This window comes from Myxococcaceae bacterium JPH2 (assembly GCA_016458225.1).
GTDB lineage: Bacteria > Myxococcota > Myxococcia > Myxococcales > Myxococcaceae > Citreicoccus.
The window spans coordinates 109,708-123,129 of record JAEMGR010000009.1 but is presented as its reverse complement, the minus strand read 5'-3'; the positions used below and the strand labels follow the sequence as shown (position 1 = coordinate 123,129).

The 13,422-nt window shown below is 72.2% G+C and carries 8 protein-coding genes; 5 read left to right on the top strand and 3 right to left on the bottom strand.

What is annotated here, in order from left to right:
• Nucleotides 1–160 precede the first annotated feature (160 nt).
• Nucleotides 161–922, top strand: a complete 762-nt coding sequence (locus tag JGU66_15795) for a ParA family protein (GenBank protein ID MBJ6762236.1) — start codon at nt 161–163, stop codon at nt 920–922.
• A 9-nt stretch (nt 923–931) separates the two neighbouring features.
• Here JGU66_15795 and JGU66_15790 read toward each other — a convergent pair whose 3' ends face one another.
• Both JGU66_15790 and JGU66_15785 read right to left on the bottom strand, forming a co-directional pair.
• Nucleotides 932–2,965 (bottom strand): DEAD/DEAH box helicase, encoded by a 2,034-nt coding sequence (locus JGU66_15790; protein ID MBJ6762235.1) that lies wholly within the window; start codon nt 2,963–2,965, stop codon nt 932–934.
• 536 nt (nt 2,966–3,501) lie between these two features.
• On the bottom strand, nt 3,502–5,415 hold the full coding sequence (locus JGU66_15785) for a hypothetical protein (protein MBJ6762234.1): 1,914 nt from the start codon (nt 5,413–5,415) through the stop codon (nt 3,502–3,504).
• A 197-nt stretch (nt 5,416–5,612) separates the two neighbouring features.
• Here JGU66_15785 and JGU66_15780 point away from each other — a divergent pair, with 197 nt between their 5' ends.
• The 4 genes from JGU66_15780 to JGU66_15765 all read left to right on the top strand — a co-directional run bounded on the left by JGU66_15780 (nt 5,613) and on the right by JGU66_15765 (nt 11,829).
• Nucleotides 5,613–6,947, top strand: a complete 1,335-nt coding sequence (locus JGU66_15780) for a TolC family protein (protein ID MBJ6762233.1) — start codon at nt 5,613–5,615, stop codon at nt 6,945–6,947.
• A gap of 5 nt (nt 6,948–6,952) precedes the next feature.
• Nucleotides 6,953–8,155: an efflux RND transporter periplasmic adaptor subunit gene (locus JGU66_15775; GenBank protein ID MBJ6762232.1), complete on the top strand. Its 1,203-nt coding sequence runs from the start codon at nt 6,953–6,955 to the stop codon at nt 8,153–8,155.
• A complete protein-coding gene (locus tag JGU66_15770; GenBank protein MBJ6762231.1) occupies nt 8,152–11,250 on the top strand; it encodes an efflux RND transporter permease subunit in 3,099 nt (1,032 codons plus the stop codon). Before JGU66_15775 ends, JGU66_15770 begins: the two co-directional genes overlap by 4 nt.
• A gap of 114 nt (nt 11,251–11,364) precedes the next feature.
• Nucleotides 11,365–11,829: a DUF2267 domain-containing protein gene (locus JGU66_15765; protein ID MBJ6762230.1), complete on the top strand. Its 465-nt coding sequence runs from the start codon at nt 11,365–11,367 to the stop codon at nt 11,827–11,829.
• Nucleotides 11,830–11,837: 8 nt separating this feature from the next.
• Here JGU66_15765 and JGU66_15760 read toward each other — a convergent pair whose 3' ends face one another.
• On the bottom strand, nt 11,838–13,415 hold the full coding sequence (locus tag JGU66_15760; GenBank protein ID MBJ6762229.1) for a hypothetical protein: 1,578 nt from the start codon (nt 13,413–13,415) through the stop codon (nt 11,838–11,840).
• Between the last annotated feature and the right edge of the window lie 7 nt (nt 13,416–13,422).

Genomic DNA, 13,422 nt, shown 5'->3' with positions numbered 1-13,422 from the left:
GGGGCAAAAGCATGGGCAGTGCCAGGGTCAACCCCTGGAAATCATTGGTGAGAGGGCATGGGGGCGGCGGCCCTTGCACCATTCTGGGGCGCTCGGGATGGCGCGGGGTGCGCCAGTCTGGGGCAACGGGCGGTGGGGGGCTTGAGGTATAGGACGGGGCATGCCGTCGATCGCGTTCTGCACCATCAAGGGAGGGGTCGGGAAGACCACCCTCTGCGCGCACGTGGCCGCGGCCCTGGCGGACGCGGGGCACCGGGTGCTGCTGTTGGATCTGGATCCTCAGGCCCATGCCTCGCTCGTGCTGGGGCTGGAGTCACGTGAGGGGCCGTGCGTGGCGGATGCGCTGGGGGCTCGGCCCGCGCGCCGGCTGGATGACGTGGTGGTGGCGTCTCCCAAGCGGCCGGGGTTGTTCATCGCGCCCGGAGCGCCGCGCATGGCCACGCAAGAGCGCGAGCTGTTCCAGTGGGGACACCGCCTTCAGGCAATTCCGCGCGCGCTCAAGACGCTGAGCTGGACGCCGGACGTGGTGCTGGTGGACACGCCGCCGAGCATCAGCGCGTTCACCGAGGCGGTGCTGAGCTACGCGGACCTCGTGGTCGCCCCCGTGCCCACCGGAGCGTTCGCGCTCCAGGGGCTGGGTGAGATTGAGACGGCGTGGCGCGAGATTCGCGAGCAGGGCGGCGAGCTGGTGGCGGCGATCAACCTGTGGGATCGCCGGACCACCGCCACCAACGATGCGATGGACGAGGCGCTGAAGGACTCGACCGTCCCCGTGCTGCGCACGCGCATCCCCCGTTCGGAGTCCATCAACCAGGCGGGGCTGGGCTACGAGGTCGTGTTCGACACGAGCCCCGCGGCGCCCGGAGTTCAGGATCTGCGCGCGCTGGCGCAGGAGCTGGCCAGGCGCGCGGGGCTGCGCTGAGCGGAGCGCTCAGGCGCGATCGCGATCCGGGCGCACCGCCACCTTGCGACCGCGCACGGTGGCCTGCTTGAGCGCGGCGATGATGCGCGGCGCCTCACGCTCGGGGACCTCCACGAGCGAGTAGGTGTCCGCGATGTGGATGGCGCCGATCTGCGAGGAGTCCAGGCCGGACTCGCCGGCGATGGCACCCACGAGGTCCGCGGGCCGCATGCCCGCGTTGCGCCCCGCGTTGATGTGCAGCCGGGTGATCTCCCAGTCCTGGGGACCGCCGCCCCGGCGCCGGGGCGGGGCTCCGCGCTCGGGGCGCTCACCGCGCTCGGGACGCTCGCCGCGCTCGGGCCGTTCGCCGTACTCCGGCCGTTCGCCGCGCTGGGGACGCTGCGCGCGGGCGAAGGCGGGGCGATCCGTGCGCTCGGTGCGCTCGCGCCGCTCGGAGGGCGGCGGCAGGGCGGGGATGTCGTCCTCGGTGCTGTCGTGGCCCTCGTCCCGAGCCTCTTGGAGCAGCTTGAGGGCGGCGGCGGCCACGTCCAGCACGTCGAAGTCGGAGGCGAGGCCCTCGATCACGCCTCGGAAGGACTCCAGCTCACCGGCGAGCAGGGCCTCGCGCATGGACGCGCGCAAGAGGTCCATGCGCCGCACCCGGAGGTCCGCGACGGTGGGCACCGTGGCCACGTCGATGCGCTGACCGGTCAGCTTCTCGATGTTGCGCAGCAGCCGGTGCTCGCGGGGCTCCAGCAGGGTGATGGCCACGCCCTCTCGGCCGGCGCGGCCCGTGCGCCCGATGCGGTGCACGTACGCCTCCGGCGCGTTGGGCACGTCGAAGTTCACGACGTGCGACAGCCGAGGGATGTCCAGGCCGCGCGCCGCCACGTCCGTGGCGATGAGCAGGTCGGTGCCCTGCGACTTGAGCTGCTTGATGACCCGGCCGCGCTGCTCCTGCGTCATGCCGCCGTGCAGGGCGTGCGCGCGCCAGCCGCGACCGTTGAGGGACAGGGTCAGCTCGTCCACCTCCGTGCGCGTGCGGCAGAACACGATGGCGGCGCTGGGCGCCTCCAGGTCCAGCACGCGGCCCAGGGTGGCCACCTTGTAGGCGCGCGGGACGACGTACGCCGTCTGGCGCACGCGCGGCATCGAGCCAGGCTCCACCTTCTCCTTGGCGATCTTCACGCGCACCGGGTTCTTCAGGTGGCGCTCGGCGATGCTCGCGATGCGCGGGGGCAGGGTGGCGGAGAACAGCGCCGTCTGCCGGTCCTCGGGCGTCTCGGAGAGGATGGCCTCCAGGTCGTCCGCGAAGCCCATGTCGAGCATCTCGTCCGCCTCGTCGAGCACCACCGTGTGCACCGAGTCGAGCCGCAGCGTCTTGCGGCGCAGGTGATCCAACGCGCGCCCCGGCGTGGCGACGACGACGTCCACGCCGCGCTTGAGCACGCGCAGCTGGCGGCCAATCTCCTGGCCGCCGTACAGCGGCAGCGCGCTGATGCCCAGCTTCTGGCCATAGCGGTGGATGGCCTCGGAGACCTGCATGGCCAGCTCGCGCGTGGGCACGAGCACCAGCGCGGACGTGGCGTGAGGCCCGGCCTGGCCGGGGGTGATGTGGTGGAGCATCGGCAGCGAGAAGGCGGCCGTCTTGCCGGTCCCGGTAGCGGCGATGCCCAGCAGGTCCTTGCCCGCCAGGAGGGGCGGGAGGGAGGCCCGCTGGATGGGCGTGGGCTCCTCGTAGCCGAGGGTGGTCAACGCCTCGACGAGGGCCGGCTTGAGGCCCAGGGCGTCAAAGCCTGCATCAGGGGGGGGATTGGGGGCAGTCACGCCGCGGCTTGTAACACCTTCCTTCCCCTCAGGAGGCAATGAGGTTCGCAAGGGCGTCCCTGCCTGGACACCCGGGATGTTCAGCGACCCCGGTGAATCCAGGGATACGAGCGGGATTTCCGCCTTGGAGTCACGCCCGGATGGGGCTCGGGAGAAGGCCGCCCAGGCGCGGTTCAGCCGTGCGAGCGGGCGCCGGAGCTTCGCGTGGAGCCCGGAGGTCAGCTCGTCGCGGGCCATCGCCAGCACCGAGCCGAGCGAGGGGTGGCGAGTGACGACGGTGGCAACGATGAGCGTGTCCGGTGAACTGTCGGACAACCCATTGGCCCCAACGGAATAGGTGAGCTGGGGGAGGCCGTCATGGTTGAGGTGGAGCGTCACCCCAGGGGCGCCAGAGCCGAGGTTTCCCGCCACCACGGCGGTCCACACTCCCAGGGGATGTGTCGGGGATGACGGGGGGCCGCTCGCCTCCAACGGCGCTGCGGCGTGGACTAGGAGCAGCAGGGAAACGAGGGTGTGCATGGGGCCTCCTCGCGTGACGTCCGGCATTTATACGAAGCGCTTCGTAGATGTCTACGAAGAAGTTCGTAAATGAGATGCCGCGGGTCGTCACGTGCACAGCGCGAGAAGCCCCGGGCCACGACGGAGCGGGCCGCGAGGCGGTGCTCGGAGCCCCGCGTGGGCGTGGCCGCGATGGATGCTGCGCCTCCGGCCCGCACCTCGAGGTGTCCGAGCCAGCGCGCGCGCTCGCACTGGGGGAGCGGGCGGCGCGGACCCTACGGGTGGAAGCGGGCGATCGTCCCCTGCTGTCCGCTGGCCCAGAGCTCCGTCGGCGAGGGCCCGTCGACGGCGGTCAGCCCCGATGCGCCATCGTAGGCCGTCACCCACGTGGCTCCGCCGTCGGAGAACCGCACCTGGCCGTCGCTGGAGACGGCATAGATGGCATGTCGGCCATAGGCGACCACGCCCGTCGCGTCCCGAGGCGTTCCCGCAGCGTCCGCGAGGCGCGGGAGCATGCGCCAGACTCCGTCCGCGCGCTCCAGCACCAATCCTTGGTCGCCCACCGCGTAGGCCGTGCGCGCGTCCACCACGTGCACGCCGCGCAGGAAGCCCGGGCCCGTGTTGCCCAGGCTCTCGGAGGTCCAGTGGCCCGTGGCCACGTCGAGGCGGAACGCTCGGGGCTGCGGCGAGTCCACGCCCTGATCCAATGCGCCCACCGCCAGCAGCGTCTGCGGACCCGATGCGCCATGGATGGCGCGCAGGTTGACGCCCAGGTTCGCCACCTCCACGGGCGCGGCGGCCGAGGGGTAGTCCCAGCGCAGGACTCGGCCACTGCTCGACACGGCGTAGAGCGTGGTGCCGTTCGCGGTCTCAAAGCCCACGAGGCCGTTGATGCCCGCGCTCATGCCGGGGAGTGCCACCACCGCGCAGTCCTCGGTGGGCGTGCGCGTGGCGATGCGGCCGTCCTCGGCGCCCAGGAAGACCCGGCCCGAAGCGGTCGCCCACGCGGACCTCCAGTTGCCCGCGCAGGTGAGGCCGGTGCGCGCCGCGCCGTCCACGTGCAGGAGCTGCTGGTCCTCGCCCGCGAACCATGCCTTGCCCGGGGCGTAGGCCGCCACGGCGTTCCAGCGCGTGCTCGTGGAGGGAGCGTTGGTCAGGGGCGCCCACGTCAGCGTGCAGCTCGCGGTGTCCACCTGCCCGTCACAGTCGTTGTCCAACCGATCGCAGACCTCGGAGAGGCCCTGCGCCACGAAGCGCGAGCTCTCGTCGCAGTCCTCGGCCACGTGGGTGGCGCCAGGGGCGGGCGACACGCAGCTCGGCGCGGTGCTCGTCCCCGCGCGGCCATCACCGTCTTCGTCCACGAACCACGCCTGCGGACTCTGCGAGCCCAGGCACGCCGCGCCCGCGCCGCTGGACGCGCACGCATAGCTTCCCGGGCACTGCTGGTCCGTGACGCAGGCCTGTCCCACTCGGAAGGGCTCGTCCTTGGCGCCGTCGCAGTTCTCATCCACGCCGTCGCAGCGGGTCTCCTCCTGGCCGGGGTGGATGCTCGCGCTCGAGTCGTCGCAGTCGCCGCCCCGTGGCGCCGTGTTCGCGGGCCGGCCACAGGCGGGGAAGGGCGTGGTGCCATAGCCGTCTCCGTCCCGATCCACGTACCAGAGCTGACTGCCCGCGGCCTCGGACTCTCCCAGGGCGCAGTTGTTGTCCACGCCGTCGCAAACCTCGGGGGCCTGCGGGTTCACGTCCGCGCGGGTGTCGTCGCAATCCGTGCCGCCCTGCGCCTCGGAGATGAAGCCGTCGTCGTCGAGGTCCTCGGCGCGCAGGTCCATCTCCACGTCCAGGCGGCCCTCGCGCGGCACCGTCGCCGTCACCGTCTGCTCGGCCACCACGGGCCCCACGCAGGAGCGCTCGTGGGCCTGCACCGTCAGCCGCAGGTCCTGGCTCCAGCCCGGCTGGCGAAACACCGCCACGGTCCGTGTGTCACTCTGGCGCGCGGCGTCCACCGAGATGGGCGTCTGAGCCTCACGGCTCGTGTCGGCCACGTCACGCGCGGTCAGCGTCAGGCAGGCGGGCCGGAACGTCGCGTAGAAGACGAGCACGCGCAGGGCGCCCGTGCGGGGATCGTCCTTGGGCTCGCGCTTGCACGCCGTCATCGACACACACAGCAAGCCCAGCAGGAATAAACGCATCGCGGAGGCATTCTGGGGCACGCCGCGTGCCCCGGGAGAAGCGCGGTGAGGTCGACTACCGAGGAGAATCACGTCGCACCCTTAGACCGTGCCGCCGGCCATCGTCCAGGGTGGAACGCGGTCTGGGAATCCCGTGGGCCATGCCCGTGATATGGCCCGCCGACCCGCCACCGCCGGCTCGTACACCGCCCTTGCCCATGCTCACCGACGTCCGCCGCCCCCTCCTCGCCGCGCCCTTGTGTGCCTGGCTCACCCTGATTCCAGCCGGAGCCCGCGCCCAAGCCCCGGCCGCCGAGGCGCCGCTGACGCTCGAGCGAGCGGTGGCCCTGGCCGCGGAGCGCAACGAGAGCGTCCTGTCCGCGGACCAGCGCGCGCAGGCTGCGGATGCCCGCGTGGCCCGCGCCCGCGCCTTCTTCTTCCCCGAACTGACGGCGACCGGCACGTACACGCGCCGCCTGCACCAGTCGACGCGGGAGGTGGGCGGGCAGACGGTGGTGCTCCAGAAGTACGACGCGCTCGGCGCCAACTTCACCGGGCGCGTCACCCTGTTCGACGCGCGCGGCTTTCCCCTCTACACCGCGGCGAAGCTGGAGGGGCAGGCCGCTCGGCTGGACGCCCGCGAGGCTCGCCGGCAGGTGCAGTTCGAGGCCGCCAACGCGTTCCTCATCAGCCTGGAGAATCAGCAGGTGGCGAGCGCCGCGGAGCAGCGGCTCGCCTTCGCGCGCCAGGGGCTGGAGGACGCCCAGGCTCGCGCCAAGGCGGGGCTCTCCAGCTCCAACGACGTGACGCGCGCCGAGCTGGAAGTGGCCACGGCGGAGTCGGGCCGGGCCTCGGCGCTGGGCACCGCGCAGACGAGCAACCTGGAGCTGGGCTATCTGCTGGTGGAGCGCGTGGGTGACGCGCTCGCGCCGCCCGAGGTGCTGTTGTCGGACGCCGCTCGCCCGTCGCCCGCGCTGGATGTTCTGACGCAGGGCGCGGCGGACAAGCGGCTGGACATCCTGGCCGCGCGGCTGCGCGTGCGCTCGCTGGAGGCCAATGCCCGCGAGCCGCTGGCGCGCCTGCTGCCCACGCTGGGGGCCACCGCGCAGTACAAGCTGACCAACGAAGCGGGGCTCACGGGCCGCGTCGGGGACGGCTTCCTCTCGGTGGATCTCACCTGGAACCTGTTCGACGGTGGCGAGCGCTACGCCGAGCGACGTGAGCGCGTGGCCAACACGCGGGCCGCCGAGCTGGACGAGCAGGCGCGCACCCGCCGCGTGGATGTGGACATCGAGCGGGCGCGCGTGGCACTGGAGACGGCTCGGGCCGCGCTGGCGCAGAGCGAACAGGCGGCTCGGGCCGCGCGCAAGAACGCCGAGGAGACCGGCGTCCTCTATCGCCAGGGGTTGTCCACCGCGCTCGCGGTGGCGGACGCCTCGCTCCGGCTCTTCGAGGCCGAGGTGACGCTGGCGAGCAGCCGGTATGGACTGGGCGTCGCGCTGCTGGGGCTGCGCGCGGCCGTGGGACTCGATCCGCTGGGGAAGGAACCGTGAAGGCAATGCGACGCGCTGGAATCGTGGTCCTGTCGGTGGCTGTGCTGGCCACGGGCGCTGGTTGCAAGAAGGACGAGGCGGGCGCGCCCGGAGCCCCGCCGGCCGCGGGCAAGGGGGGACCGGGAGGCGGTCGCGGTCCGCTCCAGTTCCCCGTCGAGGTGGCCCCAGTCGAGGCGCGCGACGTGGAGTACGTCGTCAGCGCGGTGGGCTCGGTGGACGCCTTCGAGCGCGTGCAGATCACCGCGCGCGTGCCGGGCGCCGTGGAGCGCGTGCTGTTCATGGAGGGGCAGGCGGTGAAGCGCGGCGAGGTGCTCGCGGAGATCGAGCCCAACCGCTACGCCATCGCGGTGCGGGCGGCCGAGGCCGCGCTCCAGAAGGCACAGGCCTCGCTGGCGGATGCGCAGGCGGGCGCGCAGCGTCGCTCGGCGGTGAACACGGAGCGTCCGGGCCTGCTGCCCGCCGAGGAGCTCCAGACCTACAACGCCCGCGCGGCCACGGCGCAGGCGGAGGTGGCTGCGGCGAAGGCCTCGCTGGAGCAGGCGCAGCTCAACCAGCGCGATGCGTACGTGAAGGCGCCCATGGACGGCGTGCTCCAGACGCGCACGGTGCAGACGGGTCAGTACCTCCAGCCCGGCGCGGTGATGGCCACGCTGCTGCGCCGGGAGCCGCTGCTCTTGCGCTTCAACGTCCCCGAGGCGGACGTGGCGCGCATCCAGCCGGGCATGACGGCGCGCTTCACGGTGCGCTCGGATGGCGGCGCGTACACGGGGAAGATCACCCACGTGTCGGCGAGCGCGGATGATCAGAGCCGCATGGTGGCGGTCACGGCCGAGGTGTCCGGCGCGGACGCGGCCCGGCTGCGTCCCGGCGCCTTCGCCACGGTCAACGTCCCGGTGGAGACGCGCGGCGGCAGCCCCGTGGTGCCGCAGACCGCCATCCGCCCCAGCGAGCGCGGCTTCCTCGCCTTCGTGGTGGTGGGCGACAAGGCGCGTGAGCGCGTGCTCGACCTGGGCATGCGCACGGCGGACGGCCGCGTGGAGGTGCGCGATGGACTGAAGACCGGAGAGCAGCTCGTGGTCCGCGGTGCCGAGGCGCTGCGCGACGGCGCGTCGGTGCGCGTCACCCAGGGCACCGGCCCCGCCTTCACGGGGGAGCCGCGACAGCAGACGCCCGCAGGCGCGGATGTCGCCGGGGGCGCTCGCCCATGAACATCACCGAGGTCTGCATCAAGAAGCCCGTCCTCGCCTGGATGATCATGGCGGCGACCATCGTCTTCGGACTGGTGGCCGCGCAGCGCATCGGCATCAGCCAGTTTCCGGACGTGGACTTCCCCACCATCAACATCGGGGTGACGTGGGAAGGCGCCAACCCGGAGGCGGTGGAGAGCGACGTCATCGAGCCCATCGAGGAGGCGGTGACGCAGGTCGAGGGCGTCAAGAGCATCACCTCCACCGCGCGCCAGGGCGGCGCCAGCATCACGGTGGAGCTGGACCTGTCGCGCAACGTGGACCTGGCGCTCCAGGACGTGCAGACCAAGGTGAGCCAGGCGCAGCGCGCGCTGCCCCGGGACATTGATCCGCCCGTCGTCTCCAAGACGAACCCGGAGGATCAGCCCATCATGTGGCTGGGCGTGTCCGGTCCCTTCGCGCAGCAGGTGGTGGGTGACTTCGCCCGCTACCGCGTGAAGGAGCAGCTGCAGACGGTGCCTGGCGTGGGCGAGGTGCAGCTCGGCGGCCTCTTGGAGCGCAACGTGCGCATCTGGGTGGACGCGCAGAAGCTGGACGCGCACGGCCTCACGGTGGAGGACGTCATCAGCGCGCTCCAGCGCGAGCACGTGGAGCTGCCCGCGGGTCGCATCGAGACGCAGGGCCGCGAGGTCAACGTCCGGGTGCTGGGCGAGGCGTTGGACCTGGAGACGCTGCGCCACATCGTGCTGCGCGAGCAGAGCGGCCAGCCCGTCTACCTGAGCGACGTGGCGCTGGTGGAGGACGGCTTCGAGGACGTGCGCCGCATGGCCCGCGTCAACGGCGAGCCCGCGCAGGGCCTGGGCATCAAGAAGCAGCGCGGCGCCAACGCGGTGGCCGTGGCCCAGGGCGTGCGCACCGAGCTGGCGCGCATCCAGAAGGAAGCGCCCGCCGGGATGACCATCGGCATCAACTTCGACTCGTCGCAGTTCATCGAGGAGAGCGTCCACGAGATCGAGTTCGAGCTGATGCTGGCGTGTCTGCTCACCGCGCTCGTGTGCTGGGTGTTCCTCGGCTCGCTGTCCAGCACGCTCAACGTGGTGCTCGCCATCCCCATGTCGCTGTTGGGCACGGTGGCGGTCATCTACTTCCTCGGCTTCACCCTCAACACCTTCACGCTCCTGGGATTGGCGCTGGCGGTGGGCATCGTGGTGGACGACGCCATCATGGTGCTGGAGAACATCTTCCGGCACTCGGAGGAGGGGAAGGAGCGGGTGCGCGCCGCGCGCGAGGGCACCGCGGAGATCACCTTCGCCGCGCTGGCCGCCACGGTGGCCGTGGTGGCCATCTTCCTGCCCGTCATCTTCATGAAGGGCATCATCGGCCGCTTCTTCCTCCAGTTCGGCGTCACGCTGTGCGTGGCGGTGCTGCTCTCCTACGTGGAGGCCATCACCCTGGCGCCGGCGCGCTGCGCGCAGCTTCTGCGCACCACCCGCGAGGGCCGCGGTCGGGTGGGGCTCGCGGTGGACCGCGCCTTCACCCGCCTGGAGCACCTGTACGCGCGCGTGCTGGCGTGGGGCCTGAAGCGTCCGTGGCGCGTGCTGGGCAGCGCGTCGCTCATGCTGCTCGCGAGCGTGTTCGCGTTCCGCGCGCTGCCGGGAGAGTTCGTCCCGTCGCAGGACCAGGGGCGCCTGGTGATCCGCCTGCAGACGGCGGTGGGCAGCAGCCTGGATGAGACGAACCAGCTCTTCAAGCAGGCCGAGGAGTTCGTCATGCACCGCCCCGAGGTGGACCGCGTGTTCGCCGTGGTGGGCGGCATGGGTGGCTCGGGCGTGAACACCGGCATGCTGATGCTCACGCTGGTGCCCGCGAAGCAGCGCATGACGCAGGCCGAGTTCCAGCAGGTGCTGCGCAAGGGCCTCAACGCCTTCCCCGGCCTGCGCGCCGTGGTGCAGGACCTGTCGCAGAGCGGCTTCACCGCGCAGCGTGGCTTCCCCGTGGAGTTCAGCGTGCGCGGCTCGGATTGGGAGCGGCTGGTGGAAGCCAGCCAGGAGATGCGCGAGAAGCTCCAGGCCAGCGGCAAGGTGGTGGACGTGGACACCGACTACCAGCTGGGCATGCCCGAGCTGCGCATCACCCCGGACCGGGCGCGCGCGGCGGACCTGGGCGTGCCGATGCAGTCGGTGGCCTCCACCATCAACGCCCTGGTGGGCGGTGTGCGCGTGGGCAAGTACAGCACCGGTGGGCGCCGCATCGACGTGCGCCTGCGGCTGATGTCCGGACAGCGGTCGCGTCCGGAGGACCTGTCGCTGTTGAAGCTGCGCACCGCGAGCGGCACGCTGGTGCCCCTGTCCACGCTCGTGGCGCAGGAGGAGCGCCCCGCGCTCCAGGCCATCACCCGGCGGGACCGCGAGCGCGCCATCAGCATCTTCGCCAACGTGGCGCCCAGCTCGAATCAGGAGGAGGCGCTCGCCACGGTGGAGCGGCTGGCCAAGGACCTTCCCGGTGGCACGCGCGTGGTGGTCGGCGGCGCCAGCGTGGCGTTCCGCGAGTCGATGAGCAGCCTCGTCTTCGCGCTCTTCCTGGGGATTGGCGTCGCGTACATGGTGCTGGGCGCGCAGTTCAACTCGTTCCTGCACCCCGTCACGGTGCTCACCATCTTGCCGCTGTCGGTGGCGGGCGCGTCCTTCGCGCTGTTGGGCACCGGGAGCACGCTGAACATCTTCAGCATGATTGGTCTGCTGCTGCTGATGGGCATCGTGAAGAAGAACTCCATCATCCTGGTGGACTACGCGCTCCAGCAGCGCGAGCTGGGCGCGGACGCCGAGCAGGCCATGCTGCGCGCCGGCCCGGTGCGCCTGCGGCCCATCCTCATGACGTCCATGGCCACGATGATGGCGGCGGTGCCGGCCGCGCTGTCGCTGGGCGCGGGAAGCGAGACGCGCGCGCCCATGTCCATCGCGGTGCTCGGCGGCTTGTCCGTCTCCACCGTGCTCAGCCTCCTGGTGGTGCCCGCCTTCTATGTGGTGGCGGACCGCATCAAGACGCGGCTCGGCGGTGGCAAGGCGGATGTGGAGCCCGCTCCGGCCGAGGCCGCGCACCCGGCGCCGCACGGGTAGGGCGCCCGGGCGGGCGAGGGGCTTGTCCCGTCGCCCGCCGTTGCGTGCCAGGGGGAAGGGCCGTGCGCACCGTGACTGGCGGTGGACGGCCCGACGCGGGCCAGGAGGCTCTCCATGGCGCAGCACCCCGACGTTCCCCGCGATCCCGACACGGTGCCCGTGAAGGAGCGCGACGAATCCGCGGAGCTTCAGCCCTTCCTCGACGAGCTGCAGAACAGTCAGGAGCTGCGGGTCAACGGCTTGGATGCGCGCGACGCGGCCAGCGCCGTGCTGTGCACGCTCGCGCGGCGCCTGTCCGATGGCGAGGACGTGAAGCTGATGCGCGCGTTGCCGGGCGGAATCGGGCAGCTGCTGGGCGCGTGTGAAATCCACCGCGGCCCGTCTCACGCCAAGCGCATGCACCGCGCCGAGTTCATCGGCGACGTGGCGGACCACCTGCGCATCCCGGTGGACCAGGCGTTCCGCGTCCTCACCGCCGTCTTCACGGCGGTGCGCGACCGCATCCCCGAGGACGAGGTGGCGGCGGTGGCCTCACAGCTCCCCGCCGACCTCGCGGACCTCTTCCGCCGGCCCGTGTAGCGAGGGGCCTACAGGCGGAAGCCGACCTGGAGGGCCAGTCCGGGGTACTGGTCCACCGCGCCACCCGCGACGCGCGAGTCGCCCACCTCGGGCTTGAACTTGAAGAAGTAGCGCTTCAGCTCGGTGGACAGGCGCACGTCCAGGTTCTGCGTCAGGCGGTACGCCAGCCCGAGGCTCGCGGTGATGCCGCCCATGGACGTGTGGGGGAACCACTCGTCGGACGACAGCTCGCCCGCGCCGAAGGGCAGGAGGTAGCCCACGCGCGCGCCCACCTCCACCTTGCGAGTCACCTCCATCCGCAGGCCCACGTCCAGGCCGACCTCGTCGTAGGCCACGTTGGGCACGTCCACCGGACGCGAGCCGTCCTCGGCCGGATCGATGCGGAAGGCGTGCTGGCCATAGGTGCCGGAGAAGTCCACCGCGCTGCGCCCGGCCGAGTCGAGCGGCAGCACATAGCGAAGGCCCACGCGCCATTCGCTGGCCACCGTGGGATAGCGCGTCGCGCCCGTGGCGCCCGTGGAGTGCAGCACGAGCGACCGCTCCAGTCCGCCCGTGAGACCCAGTCGGGTGATGGGCCCATGCGAGAACGCCGCGGCGGGGTAGACGGTGAGGGTTCCCGCCACCTGCGGCGCCCCGGGCAGCGCGTAGCCCGCCACGTCCTTGCCCAGCGTGTACGGCCGCAGGGTTTGAAAGACGTCGTCGCGATATCGCAGTGTGCGTCCGAGGAGTCGCAGGCCCACCGCGCCCTCGACGATGCGCGGACGCTCCGCCGAGACCTGCGGGATGGGCGTCGCCTCGTCGTCGGGAGTCGCCGGCTTCTCGGGCTGGGTGGCCACGACGGCCGGCTTCGACACGGGCTTGCGCGTGTCCGAGGGCGGAGGCGCCGGGGGAGGCTCGGCCGGAGGCGGAGGGGGGGTGGGCCGCGTCGCCGTGGCGGGCTGGTCCGTCAGCTGCGTCGCGGGCTCCAGCGGCGTGGCGTCCGGGGGCGCTTCTGTCGGAGCCGGCGCGCGCGCCTTGCCGAGCCCTCGCTCTACGGCGGGCCACTGCCGCTTCACGGAGGCGGGAACAATACGCGCCGAAGGAACGCGCGCGGCGGCGGGCGATGCGAGCGCCTTGCCGTCATTGCCATTGCGCACGGAGAGGCGCAGCTGCTGCTTGCCCGCGGGGCCCGACGTGTCCACCACGATGATCGCGGCGAGCCTCAGCTCGCGCGCGACATCCGCGGCGCCATCGGCTTGGGTCGGATCCTCACCGTGCCGGGACGCGGCCGCTCGCACCTGCGACTCGGGCACCAGCGTGTAGCGCGCGGCGCGCCGGGCCAGCTCGGCCTCCACGGCGGTGCGCGCCTCGGCCGCCAGCGGTCCGGAGGCGAGCACGGCCACTCGGAGCTGCTCGGACTTCTTGCCCGTCGCGGACCTGGACTTCGCGGTCTTCTTGGTCGCACCGGCCTTCTTCGTCGCGCTCGCGGCGGGGCGGCCGCCCTTGCGGGCGGTGGGCGCGGCCTCCGACGTGGGCGCGAGCACCAGCGCCACACCGAGCGCGGACACCGAGAGGAGCGCTCGGCCTGAGCGCCACGAACGCACCATGCGCAGC